The sequence below is a fragment of the Collinsella aerofaciens genome (assembly GCF_040910185.1).
GTDB lineage: Bacteria > Actinomycetota > Coriobacteriia > Coriobacteriales > Coriobacteriaceae > Collinsella > Collinsella aerofaciens_BF.
The window spans coordinates 1-19156 of sequence record NZ_JBDGBA010000014.1; the positions used below are offsets into that span (position 1 = coordinate 1).

12 protein-coding genes are annotated in these 19156 nt (G+C 58.8%); 3 read left to right on the forward strand and 9 right to left on the reverse strand.

The features are described 5' to 3' along the window. Positions 1-113: 113 nt before the first annotated feature. A complete protein-coding gene (pckA, locus tag AB5Z54_RS06605; protein ID WP_368160890.1) occupies positions 114-1784 on the reverse strand; it encodes a phosphoenolpyruvate carboxykinase (ATP) in 1671 nt (556 codons plus the stop codon). Positions 1785-2163: 379 nt separating this feature from the next. Between pckA and AB5Z54_RS06610 the strand changes: the two genes are divergently transcribed. Beyond that, positions 2164-3744, forward strand: coding sequence for a lipopolysaccharide biosynthesis protein (locus AB5Z54_RS06610; RefSeq protein WP_368160892.1), 1581 nt, complete (start codon positions 2164-2166; stop codon positions 3742-3744). A 316-nt stretch (positions 3745-4060) separates the two neighbouring features. Here AB5Z54_RS06610 and AB5Z54_RS06615 read toward each other — a convergent pair whose 3' ends face one another. After that, the gene (locus tag AB5Z54_RS06615; protein ID WP_349076683.1) at positions 4061-4900 is read right to left on the reverse strand and encodes a metallophosphoesterase family protein; all 840 of its coding nucleotides are present in this window, start codon (positions 4898-4900) and stop codon (positions 4061-4063) included. 253 nt (positions 4901-5153) lie between these two features. On the opposite strand from AB5Z54_RS06615, the gene AB5Z54_RS06620 reads away from it, so the two are divergent. Together AB5Z54_RS06620 and AB5Z54_RS06625 are read left to right on the forward strand one after the other, a co-directional pair. Next, the gene (locus AB5Z54_RS06620) at positions 5154-6797 is read left to right on the forward strand and encodes a potassium/proton antiporter (RefSeq protein ID WP_368160894.1); all 1644 of its coding nucleotides are present in this window, start codon (positions 5154-5156) and stop codon (positions 6795-6797) included. A gap of 373 nt (positions 6798-7170) precedes the next feature. Continuing rightward, positions 7171-7848: a DUF3800 domain-containing protein gene (locus AB5Z54_RS06625; protein ID WP_368160896.1), complete on the forward strand. Its 678-nt coding sequence runs from the start codon at positions 7171-7173 to the stop codon at positions 7846-7848. A 7-nt stretch (positions 7849-7855) separates the two neighbouring features. On the opposite strand, the gene AB5Z54_RS06630 is transcribed toward AB5Z54_RS06625, so the two are convergent. The 7 genes from AB5Z54_RS06630 to pglX form a co-directional block, all read right to left on the reverse strand. Further along, a complete protein-coding gene (locus AB5Z54_RS06630; RefSeq protein ID WP_368160898.1) occupies positions 7856-8068 on the reverse strand; it encodes a hypothetical protein in 213 nt (70 codons plus the stop codon). 27 nt (positions 8069-8095) lie between these two features. Further along, a complete protein-coding gene (locus tag AB5Z54_RS06635) occupies positions 8096-9448 on the reverse strand; it encodes a hypothetical protein (protein ID WP_368160900.1) in 1353 nt (450 codons plus the stop codon). A gap of 74 nt (positions 9449-9522) precedes the next feature. Next, complete coding sequence (brxL, locus tag AB5Z54_RS06640) at positions 9523-11886, reverse strand: protease Lon-related BREX system protein BrxL (protein WP_368160902.1); 2364 nt, start codon at positions 11884-11886, stop codon at positions 9523-9525. Between the two features lie 11 nt (positions 11887-11897). Further along, positions 11898-14606 (reverse strand): BREX-1 system phosphatase PglZ type A, encoded by a 2709-nt coding sequence (gene pglZ, locus AB5Z54_RS06645; protein WP_368160904.1) that lies wholly within the window; start codon positions 14604-14606, stop codon positions 11898-11900. A gap of 22 nt (positions 14607-14628) precedes the next feature. Then, on the reverse strand, positions 14629-15597 hold the full coding sequence (locus tag AB5Z54_RS06650; protein ID WP_368160906.1) for a BREX-1 system adenine-specific DNA-methyltransferase PglX: 969 nt from the start codon (positions 15595-15597) through the stop codon (positions 14629-14631). A 145-nt stretch (positions 15598-15742) separates the two neighbouring features. Continuing rightward, positions 15743-16588 (reverse strand): hypothetical protein, encoded by an 846-nt coding sequence (locus tag AB5Z54_RS06655; RefSeq protein WP_368160908.1) that lies wholly within the window; start codon positions 16586-16588, stop codon positions 15743-15745. A 9-nt stretch (positions 16589-16597) separates the two neighbouring features. Next, positions 16598-19114 carry a BREX-1 system adenine-specific DNA-methyltransferase PglX gene (pglX, locus tag AB5Z54_RS06660; RefSeq protein WP_368160910.1) on the reverse strand — a complete coding sequence of 839 codons (2517 nt, stop codon included), beginning with the start codon at positions 19112-19114 and terminating at the stop codon, positions 16598-16600. Positions 19115-19156 lie beyond the last annotated feature (42 nt).

The window sequence follows — 19156 nt, forward strand, 5'->3', positions numbered from 1 at the left end:
CGCCGGAGGAGTTCCGGAACCGGGCCCTTGCGGCGTAGTCGCTATTTATTCAGTCCAAGTTTCGGGGCGCAGTTCACTGTCCCCTTTGTGGTGGTTTTGGGTCTGAGGCGACGCTAGTGGCGGAGTCCCAGCAGGCCGCGGCCGCGATGGCGGGCCTCGACGGGCACCTGGGCGTGCGGGCCGGCGGCTTTGACGGACTCGGGCAGGTGCGAGTACTTCTTCTCGAAGTTCTCCTCGAACATCACAGCCAGGTTGTGCGCGGCCTCGTCGTAGCGCGCGGTGCTCTGCCAGTATTGGCGCGGCACCAGGATGCCATCGGGCACGCCGTGGCACGTCGTGGGAATGTCGACGTTAAAGATGTCGTCGTGCACGAACTCGCTGTCCTCGATGGTACCATCGAGGGCGCGCGCGACCAGCGAGCGCGTGTAGGCCAGCTCGATGCGATGGCCCACGCCGTAGCCGCCGCCAATCCAGCCGGTGTTGACCAGGTACACGCGCGTGCGGCCGTCGGCAATGCGCTCGCCAAGCATCTTGGCGTAAACCATGGGGTCGAGCGGCATAAACGGCTCGCCGAACAGCGAAGAGAACGTGGGCGTGGGCTCGGTGACGCCGACCTCGGTGCCGGGAATCTTAGCCGTAAAGCCCGTCACAAAGTGGTACATGGCGGCATCGGCCGTCAGGCGTGAGATGGGCGGCAGCACGCCAAAAGCGTCGCAAGTCAGGAACAGCACGACACTCGGAGTGGTGCCCATGCCCTTAGTCCACGCGTTAGGAATGTGCTCCACGGGATAGGCCACGCGCGTGTTGTGCGTGATCGAGATGTCGTCATAGTTGGGCTTGCGGTTCTCGTCGAGCACCACGTTTTCGCAAATGGCGCCAAAACGGACGGCGTTGAAGATCTCGGGCTCGTGGAAGGCGTCCAGGCCCTCGCATTTTGCGTAGCAGCCACCCTCAATGTTGAAGATACCCATGTCGGACCAACCGTGCTCGTCGTCGCCGATCAGCAGGCGCGTGGGATTGGCCGAAAGCGTGGTCTTGCCGGTGCCGGACAGGCCAAAGAACACGGCGGTCTCGTGCGTGACGGGATCCATGCTGGCCGAGCAGTGCATGGGCAGCACGTCGTCCTCGACGGGCAGCAGGTAATTCATAACGCTGAAGATGGACTTTTTGATCTCGCCGGAGTAGCCGGTACCCGCGACCAAAATCACGCGCTCCTGGAAGTTGATGACCACGGCGGCGCTGGAGTTGAGGCCCTTGATGGCAGGGTCGCATTGGTAGCCCGGCGCGGCGAGCACGCAGAAGTCCGGCTCGCCGGTGCGCGCGATTTCGCGGGCGAGCGGGCGGGCGAGCATCTGCTTAATGAAGAGCGCCTGGCTGGCACGCTCGCAGGCGACGAGCAGGCGGCGCGTATGGTTGCGGTCGGCGCCGGCCATGCCGCGGGTGACGAACACATCGCGCTCGTTGAGATAGTCGACGATGCCGGCTTTGATGACCTCGTAGCTTTCGACGGACAGCGGGCGGTTGACGGCGCCCCAGGCAATCTTGTCGTGGACATCGGGGGTGTCAACGATAAAGCGGTCGTTGGGCGAACGTCCGGTACGCTCCCCCGTCTCGATCACCAGCGCGCCGTTGGATGCCATGCGGCCTTCGTTGCGGCGGATGGCATGCTCGACGAGCTCGGCTGCCGGCAGGTCAACCAGCAGGCGGGGCTGGTTCTCAGCGGGGTCTTCGACCAGCGTAATGCCAAAATTGGACAGAACTTCTGCAGGGGTAACACCAGGCATGGGGCCTCCTTTAAAAACGCGGCACGTGGACGCGGCGCGCACTTTACTCACGTAAAGCCCGTTGTACCCGATATGCAAAAACGTTTTTGCGGCAAGGGCGGCAAGCCCGCCCAACGGTCAAAAATCGCAGGCAAGCGGCCCAGTCATTGGGGACGTTCTTAAACGACTAGTCATTGGGGACACTCTTGAACAGGCAACATTCAAGGAGCGTCCCCGGATGCCGGCACTTAGGGACGTTCCCAAAGTGCCGGCACATAAGGAACGTCCCTAAGTGCCGACTACTGAATGGCGCCGCCGAAATTATTGAACAACCTGTTCAAAAACACGAATGGATACCACCGCGACTATACTAGAGCGCAGCAATAGAAAGGACCCCGCTTTGAGCATCACGCCCCTCGATAGCATTCGCCGCGCCATCGCCCGCCGCAACGGCATCTCCAACCCCGCTGCATTGAAAGACGGCGCCGCGAAGGCCCAGGGCGGCCGCATCGAGAACGGCCTCTTCCCTGCCTCCCACACGGCCGAAGAGCTCGCACGCATCCAGGAGCTGAGTCAGCGCAACGCCGGCGGACCCGATAGCAGCCAAGCCACACGTCGCCGGCGCGAACGCGATCAGGAGCCCGGCCCCGTCCGCCGCATGGTCAACGCTTGGTGGAACCGCCTGCTCGGCGCCATCTACGGCGGCGGCTTCTCCATGCAGGAAGCGGAATACGAGGAGCACACCACCCGCCGCGACTATCTCTGGAATACCCTGGGCACCGCCGTGTGGGGCATGGCGTTTCCTCTGCTCACCATCGTGTCCACACAGCTCGTGGGCGCCGAAGAAGCAGGCAAATTCTCCATCGCCTTCGTCACCGGCACGCTCATCATGATCGCGTGCAACTACGGCGTGCGCAATTTCCAGGTCTCAGACATCGACGAAAAGACGTCCTTTGCCTCCTACCAGCTCAACCGCTGGCTTTGCGGAGCGCTCGCCCTAGGCTGCGGCCTCATGTACAGCAGCGCCCGCGGCTATGACGCGCATATGGCGACGATCGGCCTGGGCGTCTACCTCTACAAGGTGATCGACGGCGTCGCCGACGTGTACGAAGGCCGCCTGCAGCAGGCCGACAAGCTCTACTTGGCTGGCATGAGTCAAACGCTACGCTCCGTCGGCGTCATCGCGGTCTTCAGCGTGGCGCTGTTCCTCACGCGTAGCATGCCCATCGCGGCCATGGCCATGGGCATCGCCGCGATCGCCTCGCTCGTGCTGGTCACCGCGCCGCTCGCCCTGCTCGAGACCGAAAAATCGCGCCGCGTAAGCCTGCGCGAGGTCGGCCACCTGTTTGTCCAGTGCGCCCCACTCTTTGGCGCGCTATTCCTGTTCAACCTAATTGAGAGCATGCCCAAGTTTGTGATGGAAGGCAAGCTGGCATACAAATATCAGCTGTACTTTAATGCCCTGTTCTTTCCGGCGCAGGCTATTCTGTTGAGCATTGGATTTATCTATAAACCGCAGCTCCTGCGCTTGTCGAGCATTTGGGCTAATCCTCGCAAGCGTCGTCGCTTTGACCTGATTATTGTTGCCGTTATGGCGCTGATCGTGGCCATCACCGGCGTGTGCGCCGCATTTATGGCAGGTCCCGGTATTCCCCTCATGAGCTTTATGTACGGCCTCAGCTTTGAGCGCTACCGTACGCTGGCGTTGCTGATGGTCGTCGCCGGCGGCGTCACCGCGGCCATCGACTTTATCTACGCCATCATCACGGTGCTACGCCACGCTGGAGACGTCACCAAGATCTACCTGATCTGCTTCGCCGTAAGCGTGGTGCTGCCGGTGATCTTGATTAAGCTGCTGGGTCTGATGGGCGCTGTGGTGAGCTACCTAGCCATCATGGCCCTACTCCTGGTGCTACTGATAATCGAGTACGCCCACATCCGCCAGCGCATAGAACGCGACCGCAACCCATACGGCGCCTAATTAGCTGCCCGGTCACCGGAATTTGCGATGGAATCACCCCGTCTGGGGTCTCGTTGCGGACAATATTCATCACGCAAAACTAAGTGAGTAGACTTTTACCGAATCTCCGACCACACCAACAGAGCACAAGTCTGTGACCTGCGGTTTTATTGAGGCAAATATGTTGGGTGCTCGGCATTTCCAAAAAAGTCTACTCACTTAGCCAGCGGGCAGCCAAATGATTATTTAATCCCCGTCCCAGAGAAATCAATTAGCGGGCAGAAGGGCAAAAGTAGTCAAAAAAGCCCCGTCCCAAATTAGCTACCCCTTGCACCGATTATTCGCCCGGGTTGATGTTCGCGTAGAACTCCGCCCCGTCGTCCAGGCGCAGGATGCCCACGCGACCGAACTCGGAGCCGGTGGCGGCAGCGCAGTCGATGTCGATGCGATCGGGCACACCGGCGGCATCCTCGCCGCCCAGGCGCACGATCTGCCCGCGGCCCGACTCCTCATCGAGCCCCGCAAGACCACCGACCTCGCAATAACGCCCGAGCGACACCGTTGGCGTGTGACCGCTCACCACGACCGGACCCTTGCCCTCGGCAGAAAGCAGCCCGGTCGGCACATCCCAATAGCCGTGACGAATCCACAGCAGGTCATCGGACGACTGCACTGCGAGCATCTGCTGCAGCAGCTCGCGATCAGCACCCACCGCTCCGACGCCATCGGCACAATCGACACCATGCTCAAGCAAAAACGCACGCGCCGCCTCGGTCTGAATGCCGGCGTGCACCAGCAGGTACGGCCGCTCGGCAGTCTCGACCACCGCGTAGAGCGGCAGCGCGGCCATCCATCGCACGAGCTCCTCGTATGCCTCAAATTCCATGTCGTTGAGCTGCTCGCGCGTCGTCCAGCCACCGTTGATATCCCAGGTCTCGGCATCGAGCGGATCCTGGCCAATGATGGCATCGAGCATGATCTGCTCGTGATTGCCCTTGAGCACGCGGGCGTTGGGCAGCGAGCGCACGAGCTTAATAACACCGACCGGATCGGGCCCGCGATCGATCATGTCGCCCAGCACGTACAGTGTGTCGTCGGACGTCAACGAGATCTTAGACAGGGCCTCGTCAAGCGCACGCACGTGCCCGTGAGCGTCAGATGTCACATAGATCGCCATGGTACGCCTCTCCTTGCATTGCGGCCGAAGCCCGGTGCCGCAACTAAAACTTCAAGTTGAACTTAAACGTTACCCATTGTACTCCGTTGCAATAAAGCTGGAAAGGGTTTCCGAGCAGAGGCAAAGACGGCAGCCGTCTATGACGATATCGCGCACGCCCGCAATCCAACCCCATAAACCCACCATCTTTGGGTACAAATAACCGCAGACAACTGACCGTGCCACGCCAACCACCCAGGAGCGGACACCATCTATGAACCAGATCCTTCTCTTTATCGGCCTCGTCATCATTTTGTGCCTGACCATCAAACCCGTCGGCAAAAAACTCCCCTTCCCCACCCTGCTCATCTTTATCGCGCTCGGCATGCTGTTGGGCGTCAACGGCCCGGCGCATATCGACTTTAGCGACTACGCGCTCACCGAAACCGTCTGCAGCACGGCGCTGCTGTTCATCATGTTCTACGGCGGCTTTAACACCAACATCGACCGCGCCAAGCCCGTCGCCGTGCCCGCGGTGCTGCTGAGCACGCTCGGCGTCGTCATCACCGCAGGCATCACCGGCGTGTTCGCCCACTTCGTGCTGGGCTTCGACTGGATCGGCGGCCTGCTGCTGGGATCAGTCGTGGCATCCACCGACGCGGCCAGCGTCTTTAGCGTTCTGCGCGAGCACAGCCTGTCGCTGAAGGGCGGCACCGACTCGCTGCTCGAGGTCGAATCGGGCTCCAACGACCCCGTCGCCTACATGCTCACCGCCGTGCTCGCCACACTCGCGGCCGGCGGCGACATCAACATTCCCGCACTGCTGGCCAAGCAGATTATCTTGGGCGTGGGCCTGGGGCTCGCCATCGGCTGGGCGGCGGGCCGCCTGATTGAACGCGCGCACGCAACGGCCGAGGGCGCGCAGACCATCTTTTTGTTCGCCGTGGCCATCGTCGCCTACGCGCTGCCGAGCTACCTGGGCGGCAACGGATTTTTGGCCGTGTACCTGGCCGGCATTGTGCTGGGTGCGAGCGACATCACCGGCAAGGTCGAGATGGCGCACTTCTTCGATACCCTCACCGAGATGGCCGAGATGACGATCTTCTTCTTGCTCGGCCTGCTCGTAACGCCCGCACGCCTGCCGCAGATGCTGCTGCCGGGCCTGGCGCTCATGGCGTTTATGCTCTTTGTGAGCCGCCCCATCGCCGTCGGCGTGCTCCTAGCGCCCTTTAAGACGAACCCTCGCCAGGTTGCGCTCGTAAGCTGGGCGGGTCTGCGCGGCGCGGCTTCGGTCGTGTTTAGCCTCTTTACCGTGGTGGCCGGTGTTCCTGGCGGTCACGACCTGTTTGACCTGGTATTTGTGATTGCCGTGTCGAGCATTGTGGTGCAGGGCTCGCTGCTACCGGCGGTGGCGAAAAAGCTCAATATGATCGACGCGGAAGGCGACGTGCGCCGTACGTTTAACGATTACCGCGACGAGGACGGCATGTCGTTTGTCAAGTTCAAGGTGGGCGCGGGCCATCCGTTTTCCGGACGCTCGCTCGCCGATATTGGCAGCGCGACGGACATGCTGGTGGTCCTGGTACTGCGCGACGGTGCGCACCCGGTGTTGCCCAACGGCGATACCGTAATTGAGGAAGGCGACCTATTGGTGATGGCTGCCCCGACGTTTGAAGAGCGTGCCGAGGTTACGCTGCGCGAGGTCACCGTGACGCCCCACGGTCGCCTGGCCGGCCAGCGCCTGCGCGATGTGCCGCAAGGCAAGCATCCGTTTATTGTGGTGATGCTCAAGCGCGAAGGCCAAACGATCATCCCCGACGGCAACACCCTAATATACGCCGGCGACGAAGCCGTCATCGCCACGCTCGCGTCGCAGCCATCCCCACCCATAAGTTGCGGTGAAATAGGGATTGAATAGGCCTCTGAACAGCCATTTCAGTCCCTATTTCACCGCAACTTATTGAGGGGATGGATTGAAAAACATTTGAATTGACACCGAAATGAAAAAAGCCGGGGGATGTCCCCCGGCATTTTTTATGCGAGTCAAGACTAAATACTTCTCGGGAAAACGCCGGCCCATTGCGTCAGCAATTTACGAGCCGCTCTACCCACCTCTGGACGGCTAAGGACTTTTCGCAGGTAGTTTGACGAACATATGTTTGCTTATTATAATATTACTTGAAAGCACCCCTTATCTCATGGTATAAAGAATACGGTTCCCTCCAAAAGAGGGGCCTCCAAGAGCCGGGGTCTTACCCCCGGCATTTTTTTTGCAAAAATGGAGGCTCATCATGAGCGAACTCTCCGTCTTTGTTGACGAATCTGGCGACCTCGGAGGCGTCTCCAACTACTACCTCGTCACCCTCGTTTTTCACGATCAAAACGATGCAATCGTTGAACGCATTGACCGCTACGAGCGCGCCCTGTCGCAGTCCTCGCTTCCCAATACGCCTTTTCATGCAGGACCCCTACTGAATGGAAACGGCGACTACAAAGATCTTCCCAAGGAGCAGCGAAGGCACATGTTGAGCGCATTTCGCGCGTTCATTCAGCATCTCCCCATACGCTATCTCTGTCTGCAATACCAAATGAGCGAATTCGCCGGCAACCAAAACGGTCTCGCGGAGAGAATGAGGCGAGACCTCACAGTTGAACTTTTCGACCATCTGGAATTCTTCCAGCGATACGACACCGTTAAGATTTACTACGACAACGGCCAACCGATTGTAACGGAGGTCATTCATTCTGCGCTTGAGTACGTTCTAGCAAGGGATGTCATCGTATACCGAGAAGCCACACCACGAGCCTACCGGCTATTCCAAGTTGCTGACTACATCTGTACGATCGAGCTAACGGCTATCAAGTTTGACAGCAAGGAAGATACAAAGACTGATCGGCTATTTTTTGGAACCCGAAGGACGTTCAAAAAGGGATTTCTCTTATATCTCAGGAAGAAAAGGATGAACTGACCCGGGGTCACCAGTCGTCAGACGCTCCGCAGTCGTCATCGACGGCAAAGTCGCGGAGGTCGAGGCCTTCGCGTTCGGCTCGGGCTAGGAGCTCTTGGGGCGACTCGTCCTCGATATCCATCGCGTCGAGCATGGCGGCCGGAAAGCCCACGCCCGCCGCAGACCCCGCGCGGTCGAGCAGGCTCTCGCGCAGCTGGTCTACATCAACGTCAATCTTCATGGTGTAGCCTCCTACCAGACCAGGACCTTACCCATCAACGCCGAGCACATCCACGGCAGCAACAAAAGCCGCCGCCTGTTTGTCGTCCATCTGCGCAGCCAAACGCCCCACGGGCTCATCGTAGGCGAACTGCACCTTATCGATAAAGCAATCCCAAGCACGCTCATCCACGCGCACGGCGGCCTCACAATACTGGCCGAGCTTTTTGAGTCCATACCAAAACGCATTCACATGGCGCACAGGATCCTCATCCAGCACACCATCGTAGCGACGCCCGTTAAACTCGCGCATGCGCGCCACGGCAACCTTGAGTGAATCGCCGCCCTCGGCAGAAGCCCCATCCACCAGCTCGGGAATCGCAACCTCATGCCGAACAGTATGCCTGGTTGCACCATCGTACTCGCCCACCAGCACGTCCTCATCAAGCCGAGAATCGTAGTCCAAATAGCTCGTACCACAACAAATGCCGTGCGGCGAGCCCGTGCCAAACGCGCAGAACAACCCGCCGTCGGCAACAACACGACGGTAGGTCTCAAACGACTTCTTAACCTGAGTGAGCAACTCGGAAAGCTCTCCGGTATCGCACGCAGTCTCGATCGCAACGCACGCAGGCTCGGGCAACGATACCGGCTCCACCGTGCTCCCCGCGACGCGGGCGGCGCGCTCGGCCCGATATGCCTGTGACGCCAAGCGTGCTCGCTGCGCAGCGCCGCGCACGTTGGTAAGCTCACGCTCCAACGCCACGTCACCAGCAACATCGCCCGCAAACCCGTCAGTGCCCTGCGGCCCGGTCGCGCTCAGCTCAGACTCAAACGTCGCCGCGATCATACCCGCAAGGTCCGTTGCGTCGGCGGCACAACGCAACTGCTCCAGCTGCGTGCACAGCAGATCGACATCTAGGGGCACGGCATCCACAATGCGCACGTCACTCAGACGCGCCACGTCCAGCAGCACCATAGCCCCCGCAGCATCGTACGCCGCACGAACCCTGTCCGCCGTATTGGCGCGCAGCTTTACCTCGATAAACGCAAGCGTCTGCTCCAAACGGACCAGCAGCTCGGCCTTGTCCTCCATACGCAAAAAGGCAGCATAGCGACGCTCCATCCGCAGCGGACCAACAATGCCCGCCTGCTTGCGAGCGTGTGCAAGCGCAGCGCCCTCAACACGACGGACATACCCGTCAACAGCCCGTACGGCAGACTCGCGCGCAGCGCGCTCGGCAGCCTCGACGTCCCTAAGCACGCCCAGCAGCTCGTGGGAGCGCGCCTTTCGCACCAACTCTCCGCGATCGTACCGTTCAAGCGCGGCCTGGCGCTTGGCCACCGACTCAAAGCCAAACAGCTCGTCGAGCAACTCGCCAACAGAACGCTCACCCGCCATGGCAAAGCCTCCCTACTCGAACACGCCAACACGCCCGCGGGCCCACGCGCACGCAAGCCCGCACGCCCGCACTCCTACAGATCTAGCGCCTTCTTCGCGGCATCAACCGGATCGCCATCCATGTAGAACACCGGGCTCAAGCCCGAGATAATCTCGGACGAAACGCTCTGCAGGCCCGCGATGGCACTCAGCGGCAAAATCACGCGCTTGGCGCCGGCGTTTTTGGTCACGCGCATAATGTCCTCGAGCCCGCGGATCTCGTCCATAGAGCCCGACATGCGCAAGATTCCCGGAATCGCCAGCGCAGGCATCACCGGGCGGTTGCACGCCGCAGAGCAAAGTCCCACAAACTCGGCGAGCGAAACTTCCTCGGACAGGCCCTTGCTCTGCAGGTCGTTGTAAAACAGCAGGTAGTCCTTGGAGCCAATGTGCATGCCCGGCGCCACGCGGTTCGCCAGGTTCACAAAGTTGTCGAACGCGGCTTCCAGCGTACCGCGCACTGGCTTGTTAAAGGCCACGCCCTCGTACTTAAACTTGCACTCGCCGGCAACGGCCTTGTTCTCCAGCTTGTATACGGCAACCTCGCCGCCCTGCGACCTGCCCACGCCAAATACGTGGCCGGACAGCAGCGGCCCGTCGGGAATCAGCGTGTCCTCGGTCTGTTCGGGCACGCGCACCACGTGCACGTCCTGCGGGTTGTCGGCATCCATATAGCCCAGGTTGACGTCGATAAACTCGACGCCCGCCATAATCTTGAGCTGCTCCTTGACGCGGCGACGGCCCTCGATGGCGTAGTCCAGCAGCCAGCGCACATCGTCCTTGTCCATGGCCTCGTCGGGGAACAGCAGCTTGGCAAGGCCGCTAAAGGTCTTGCGCACGGCAATCTCGTCACGCTTGTTAAAGTCGCTGTTAAAGCGGAAATACCGGTCGATATGGTGCGTAAAGTCTTTGCGGCGCATCTCCTTGCAAAACTCCGACAAACAGTCGGTGATCAGGCCATAATGCCCGGTCAGCAGGCTCGAGCGCATCTTGGGAATCTCCCAGCCCGGCAGGTAGTAATGGATACGGTCGAAGAAGGCCGAATCGTTGTTAAACTCCGGCGGGAACGGATCAAACAGGTGCGTGGTCTTAAGGACATTTTGCACGGTGTCGTTGATGTTGCCCTCAAAGACCATGGAGGCGTCGGCGTTAATCTGATCGCGGCCGCGTGCGTAACTGCCACTCGCCATGTAGTCCTTCATGATCTGCACGGCGTTGGTGTCCTTAAACCGCATGCCGGCGACCTCGTCGAACGTCACGCAGTCCCAGTGACCTACCAAGCCCACGCGGTCGGCGCGCATGGAGTTCATACGGCCGAACAGGTTGGCCGTGGTGGTCTGGCCGCCCGAAAGCAAAATGGCGTAGGGCGAGACCTCTTTGTAGATGTGGCTCTTACCGGTACCGCGGGGACCCAGCTCGCACAGGTTGTAGTTGCGCTCGATGAGCGGCACCATACGCTCGATAAAGTGCAGGCGCTCTTTCTCGGAAAGCTCGCTGGGTTCGTAGCCAGCGGAGCGCAGCAGCATGTTGAGCCACTCGTCGCGCGAGAAATACTGGCGCTCTTCGACCATGGCATCCAGGTCCAGGTTGGGCATCTGAATGGGCGTGAGCGACGCCACGCTAAACGGAGAGTCCTCGGGCCCGCGCTTTTTGCGCTTGGCCTTGGAGCGGCGCGGCGCATCGTCGCCAAAGACCTCCATGCCAAACTCGTCTTCCTCATCCAAGGGGTGACGATACTCGATGCTCATAATGCACCAAATGCCACCCTGCAGAATCTTGGAATAGTCGCGCACATACTCGGCAGGCATCACAAACGGCTCGATGGTCAGATTGGCAAACGATGCCACGTAGATGTCTTTGTACTCATCGAGCTTGGCCGTCACCTTGTCGATGATGGTAAAGCGGCCCAGCTCGCGAATCTTGGACTTAATGCGCTCGGACTCGTCGGGACGCACGTAGTTATCGGTGAGGATCCTGCGGATGCGATCCAGGCCCTCTGCCACGGCTTCCTCGTCATCGGTTGAGCAGTACATGCCCAGCAGATACTCCAACACAAAGGTGGGCACGTTGGCGCCGCGCTTCATAAAGGCCGTCAGGTCCTTGCGCACGATCTTGCCGCCAAAGTGCTCGAGCAGCTTACCGTCCAGCCCGTCCATGTCGTAGCCCTCATCCTCGGGAGCCTCGGCCGCAGCCTGGTCATAGCCATCGGTCGAGGACTCGTCCTCGGCGGCCACCGCAGCCTCAGCGGGCGCAGCAGCAGTCGCCGTCTCCGGGGCAGGCGCAGCGGTCTCGACCTCCGGGGCCTTCACGGGCGCGGCCTCAGGCACCGCAGCCTCCGCAGGCACATCCTCATCAATCAAGGGGACTTCCCACAGACCGTCGTCATGGCTATCAAACATAGGGCACACTCCTAAAAACCAAAGTCAGCAACAGGGGCAAACGAAACAGCGATGGTATACGTCTCGCGCCAAACGATCTTGCCCGTTTCGCGCTCGCGGCAGACCAGATAGTACGGACCCTTGGCCGAGAATCCATCCGCTGCACGCAGCGCAAACTTGGCATGCACGACGCGCTCCTGCGAGTTAGCAGAAGTCTTGTTGGCATGCGCCTTGACTGTATCGCTCACCTCGTTGCCGCTTGCGTCGGTAAACACCAGCTCATACTCGCACGGCAAGACCTTGCCTTGGGCGGGTTCTTCCTGGATCAAGTTGACCGAGAAGAGCGAGTTGGTCACTCGGCGTCCCTCGCTTAGCACGCGCAGCGTCGCCACGCGCGTATCGACAAAGTCCTTGGAACCCGAGCGCGCACGCCAAAATCCGATAACGGGCACGCAGAGCTCCTGCAGGCTCATGCCGCCGTGGACGTAGTTGTTAGTGCCGCCGGGACGCTTGAAGTGCACGTTCTCGCGCGGGGCAAATCCCTCAAAACCGGCACCTAAACGTCCCATGCCAACATTAACAAACATCTCGCATGCCTCTTCCGAAAGCTTGGCCACGGCCTCGTTGGGCACCACCAGATGACGCTTGCCGTGCATGACAGGAGCGTCAAGGAAGGGAAGGTCTGGCTTGCCGAGCATCTGGCACTCGTTGAGCTCACGACGCGTGTAGATGAAGCCGTGATCCGCCGTCATAACAACACGCGCGCCCGGGGCGTCGGTGCACACGCGGCGCGCCAACGCGGCAAGTTCCTCCACGGTGTCCGCGCAGGCATCGAAAACGTCATCCTGCGTAGCTGCCTTCTCGCCCGTGGCATCGATCTTGTTGTGGTAGAGATAAACGAGCCTGGAGTCTTTGAGCAGCGCTTTGCGCTCGGTTCCCGCCATGTTGAGGTATGCGCTCGAGCGCAAAGCGCGGGCCGTGGGCTCAACGTGGGTAAGTACGGCCTCGCGCTGCGGAGTCGTCGCAGTGGGCATGCCGTCAGCCAACACAAACGCGCCATCCTCTGCAAGCTCAAGCACCTGGTGCGGCAGCAGCGCAGGCATGCCCACCTCGGTAATGGAGGGAAAGACCGCCTGCATGCTAGAAACCTTGACGTTGCCGCCGCGTTCGCGCTCGAGCAGCGCCGCAACGTCGCGGGCAACCTCATAGCGCAGCGCATCGCTCACGATAACGACCGTTGTTTTGGCAGAACCCACAAAGGCGGGCAGCACATGCCAGTAAAACTCATCCTGCCGTGCGGGACCATCGATGTAGCCGCAATCGGCCCACTCCCCTTGCGCAGCAGCCGCCCAGCAGACATTGGCATCCGCCAAGAACCAGTTGCTGTAGAGATTCTCCGCCCAGTCCGCCACGGCGCGGGCAGGTTCCTCGAGCGCATCGCACTCGACGGAGCGTGCCCGCAGATACGCGGTGCACATATGGCGATAGGCAGCATCCATGGCATACCAATCGGACGAATAGGCATCCCACACCTGCTGGGGCTGCGCCAGATGGAAGCCACCCGCGTGCGACTGCCTAAACGCGCACATATCGGCCACAGCGGCAAGCAGGTCAAAGTAGCTCTCGACACGACGGTACCAGCTTAGGTCGCAGCGACGCGCAGCAAATGCGCGCGCATCCTCAACACGGTCCGCGCCCTGTGCAAACGAGCAGAACAGCTGCGAGAGCACGGCCTCATTGACGCACGGAAACACATCAAGCGAGGTCAGCACATCGATCGGCAAGGTCTCGAACCGTGCAAAGAGTCCGCGGGCGTCCTCAACCAAACGGCAAATCTCAAATAGGTCCTCGCTCGACGCCTGGGTATCGGCGGTCTGGTCCCACGTACGCACCGCCTCAAGGCAATAGGAGCCGTAGGCGGGAGCCACATAGCTTTCGAGTCCCTTGAGCGCTCCCTCGGGAAGCGCGGTGGATGCCGCCGTAAGGAGCACATGGGATGCAAGCATAAGCAATGAGTCACGCTCGTAAAGCGGCCCATCAAACCCATAGCAACGCACGATGAAGGCAGAGAGTACATCATGCACGCAGTACTTGTCCACCAACTCGGCCAGCGCCTCGGGACCCTCGTGCAGCAGCATGGTCATACAGCCACGCAGCACAAACGCGGGGCGCGCGTCACCAAGCTCTTTACCGCCAAAAATCACCGTAAGGATGCCGAGTTCGATATCGGATGCGCTCGAGGCATGCGGAACACACGCGGCAAACTTAGCGCAGCGGGTCTTGGCATCAAAGAACGTCTTGTGCTCGCGCAGGCTCTCGCGCACGGCGTCGATATTCTCGATGCCTAGCTGATCGGCCAAAAGCGAAAGATAGTCAGCCTGGAACTGATCGGCATACAGCTCAACATCGGCAAGCAAATCACCCTCAAGCCTGCCGCGCGGGCAACGGCGATACAGCAAGATATCGCTCACAAGGTCATCGCGGTTGACGAGCTTCTTGACGGCAAACATGCGGCCCTCGCAGGCTTCAACAAACCGCACTGGGCGCTCAAAGTCACCGTGAGCGGGCATAACGCTGTCATCAGTCCCCGCACCGTCGAAGCCCTCGGCGGCCAAACGTTCAAACTCAGGAGCAAACTCGCCGTCCGCATCGTGCCAAACCACCACACGGCGGGGCATGCATGCGAGCAACGGTTGCAAAAACCGCAACTTGAGCTGTTCTTCTACATCGATCTTGGGCATGAATATCCTTACGTATCTGCAGTTACTTAATCTTTGCTAGCACATCCTGAAACTTGGCGTAGTTGACCTTGACGCCGTCATCCAGGTCGATCTTAATCATCTGGTCTGCCAAGTGGTGCAGCTTCTCCTCGTAGCCAATGGTCTCTTTGAGCTGGTCGTTGAGCTTTTTGACGCGCTTGTCCAAGCGCACGCGCTCGCCGCGCTCGGCACCAGCAAGGGCATCGTTGGCATAGCCGATCTGGGCACGGTAGCGCTCCTGCTGCTCATGCACATAGTCGGTGCGGATGCGAGCCAATAGGTCAGGCTGGTAGCGATGCATGTAAACAAGACACTTGAAACCGTTCTTCTTACCGCTGTCGAACAGCCAGTAGATGGGGCGCTTCTTATACGTCTGGCAGTGGTCCTTAAAGAAGTCCTTCAAAAAGTAGCCGCGAATCACCTCGCGCGAGGCTCCCCTGCCGCCAAGGGCCTCGGCAATAAACGCGAGGTTCTGCTCGAGGGTCTCCTCGCCATACACCGTGCGCACAAAGTCGATAAAGTAGCGCACGATGTCGTCGTCAAAGTACTCGTCGTCGGTGATGGGCAGCACGTTATCGGCATCGGGCATAAAGGTCACATGCGCGGGGTCGGGCATCTTGGCCAGATAGTCGGTAACGGTGGCGCCTTGGTCTGCCAGCACCAGGCCATCGACATCGAGCGAATAGCGGCCAAACATGCAGCCCACGGCATAGCTTATGAGCGAGGTAATCTCGTCGCGCTTGGTGCGCACGTACTTGTTGCCCTTGTAGCTCTCCGGAATCTCTTCTGCCGTATCGAAGATGCGCGCCACCGAGACGTACTTGTCCTCGACCTCGATGGGCACCTCGCCCTCCATGTTGTAGATCTTGGCAAAGATCCGGTTGAGCTCCTCCTCGTTGGCGCGAAGCTGCTCAAAGCGAGCGTTGACCTCGGCCTTGCGAGCCTCGTATTTTTCTTGAAGTAAAGTGGCCATATTTGACCGCCCTCTCATTTAAAAACGCCGACTAATTTCATTTAAAAGGTCACTTTCGAGAGACAGCGAGTCTCTTTGCAATAAAAAACGTTAGAAGCTCATTCGACACGCCGTTCTTTGCAATCAAAGATGAAGCATCTCTTACTCACGGATTTGCGTCACCAGTAAGTTCCCATTTTCGATTAGAACGTGAATAAGCAATAAGCCCTTGGGCCTTCAGCTCGCCAAGCAATTTATCTAAATTACGCTTAGATAGCTCACAGTCCTTCCCGAGATCATCTTTATTTGAGTAGGACCCACTCGAGATTCGAGACAAAACCAATTGACGCTTGTTTTCCCACTCCCGTTCTGAGGTCTCTTTCTTGCGGGCAATTTCTTCCGCCTCATATATAGCCTCGGACTTAACCACAGCAATCCAATCAATGAGAGTGCTGCATTTAAGAAATAAACGAGAGCTCACCTCAAATGAATCCGCTCCAATAAGATCTTTTCCTGGCATACCGTTTTCAAAAGCAATGAAATCCACACCGTTCTTTTCGACCAATTGAAAGCGACAATGTGCCAACGAATTTCTAATAATCCGAAATAAATCAAGCACAAAATTGCTGTTGATGAGCGCCACAACGCGATTTGAGGTACAAGTTGAAGCAAAATTGCCAGGCATATCAGCATCAACAAACCTATTTTTCATCTCTTCTTTTCGTGTGGCCGTAAATAGCGTCGACCCATCGCAGAGATTGGCCACTTCCAATAATCTTCGGTGAAGGTACCCGGATTTAGGAGGAACACTATCGGCCCATCCATAATCGAGAAGCGATATCCCTCTGCTACTCACACCTTTACAAGGAGATTCAACCAGAAAAAACTGAATAATAGAACCCATGACATCGTTATGGTCATTAACCTTAACAGCCTTTATCCAGCTTGGCTTAGGTTCGACATATTCAATTTTTGTCTTATCGACAGGCTTGCGCCTCTTCTTTTCAGCCATGGCGATCACCTAGACAAGAGGATTACGTTTAAAATCCCAAGAGGTTTCAAACGAATCGTAGTCCGCCTTTGAAATTGAGCGAGATTCTTCAACGAGTGAACAGACAGTCGGCTCGGCAGCCTCATCTTGGATGATTGGCAACTGACCGATTTGGCCTACCTCAAAGTTTAGAGTCGGCGACATAAACGCCAAATCAATTTCGGCAATGGAACAGTTGCAGAAAGCCTGGATGTATCGGAGCTCGTTCGGCTCCGCAAAAAGACATGCTCCAGCTACCTCAAAAAGCATCCCTCGAGGCGCAAACCTAAAGGAGGCGAGGCTGGAAGAAATTTTAGACCAGGAAACTGCGGGCTTGAAATAGTCGTTCTGGTTCTTGATCACAAAATCAGGTGTAGAGAGATAAGTATACTTGGACAGAATTGCTTCCTTCATCTCCCGACCGTCATCAAACCAGTTAACCACCTCGTCGTAGTCACCCCACCACTTTCGATAGGAGCCGCCCCGAATAATCGGGAACCAACGGGAGCCACTCTGCTTTGCCTCAGGCCTGCCGCTACAATCTCGCGATGTGTTGGAAGGCGCTACTTCCCACCATTTCCTCAAAAAGCGGCCATTATCGCTCGTCGCCAAGCCCTGTCGCGGAGTAGCAACAGCATCGAGCCTCCTTCCTTTTGTGAACGATTCAACAAGGGCATCACTGGCCCAGTAGGCTATGGGGGTGCCGGGGATCTGCCTGAAGGTCTCGGCGTTGCGGCGGTAGAACCAGCCGCAGTCGGGGTTTTGGATTGCCTCGAGGGCCTTGGGAGCCTGGACAGCGGCGCCAACGAAGTCAGAAAGGCGCACGTAGCCTCCCTTGTAGCCTTTGATGAGTGAGTTGTGAAACGTGTAGGTGCAGATGGGCACAGTCGCGCCAGCGAAGCCCGAGTACTCAAGTTGAATGAGGGAGGTAAGCGTTCTGTTGTCGATAATCTCGTTGCGGAGCTTCTCATAGCTTCCGATGAACATCCAGACGAAAGGCGACATGACTCCGCACTCGCCGTGGTCCTTGGCGAGACTGAACATGCGAACGACAAAGCTGGAGAAGAGGTCGCTCTTCACGTCGGGGTAGTTCTTCTTGACCCACTTGCTCATGAAGGGGTTAAAGCTGCTGCTGCCCATATACGGAGGATTCGCAACGGTGCAGGTAAAACGACGGGACAGCTTCTCGCAGATGGCGGCAGCGCTTTCGAGCTTAGTTTTGGCCGTAGCGGCAAAAAGGTCATCGGAACAACTCGCGGCGGCAGCCTTGAGCTCGTCGATCTCGTCCTCTGAGGGATTGAGCAGCGAACCGATCTCGCCCAAATGACTCAGCTCCTCGGCGAGCTTCTTGTTACCCGGCAGCTCGTCCTCCCCTAGCGGGATGCTCGAGAGCACGGTAACGTCGGCGCGAACGCCACGCCTAAAGAAGCGACGGTCGTGCTCGCGGGCGCACATGGCAAGCGCCAGCTCCGCGATCTGTGCCGCGCGGGAATCGATTTCCATACCTGCAAGGTTTTTAGTAAGAATGAGCTCGGGAATCTCGCGCTCACGATAGCCGCGCTCCTCGTACATATGGAAGAGCAGCTCAAACGCATAGACCAAGATATGGCCCGAGCCGCATGCGGGGTCGCAGAGGGTTATCTCCTCGGGACTCGAAATGCGGATGAAGTCCTCGTGCTCAGCATCGGGCTCGATGTAATACTCCATGCGCTCGCGTAGCGAACTCCCCGGATTGTTGAGCATCCACAGACGGCCGAGCGAGTTCTCGACCATATAGCGCACGATCCACTCGGGGGTGAAGAGCTGCGTGGCGGGCGCGATGTCCGCCGCCGCTGCCTTGCGCTTGGACTTGAAGAACTCGTCTTTAACGTCGGCATTGTAGTACTGATACATCCAGCCCAGAACGGTCACGCCCTCGCGCCAGTCCTCGTCAGCGAGGATGGCATTGAGTTTGCCCACCACACTGTCAGCCATCATGAGGCCCTGGGGCAACAGCAGCTCCATGGCTCCGCCCACGCGTTCAAAGACGCCCGCCAGGCAATCGGCAAGCTCCTCGCACTGAGCAACAAACAGGTAGCGCCACAACGGTTCATCCAAGCCCGCCATCTTGAGCTCGGCTATGCGATCGGTATCGGCCGTCGTTATTTCCACGTCCAGTGCGTTCTCCACGGCCTCGCTGCCATGGCTGCCGTCCGCACGACTTAGCATGCGCATACGGCTGGGAAGCCATCCGCGTGCATCCATGAAGCGAATGGCCACGATGCGGTTGAACCAGGTGTAGGCCGCGCGGTCGCGCAGCGCTTCGTGACCCACCTCCGCCTGCATGCGCAGCAGTTCGTCGCGTTGCTCAATCTCAGCCGGACTTAGGGGCAGGCCGTTGACGGTCTCGGACCCAACGGGCGCGGGTGCAGGTTCGGTGATGCCGTAGCGCACCATCTGTGCCTCCACGCCTTTGATGAGCTCTGTACGGGCCCAGGTGCAGAAGCTCTTAAGAGCAGAATCGTTCATGGTTGATGAGCCTTTCTAAACGCCATAAGCCACCGGTGCGCG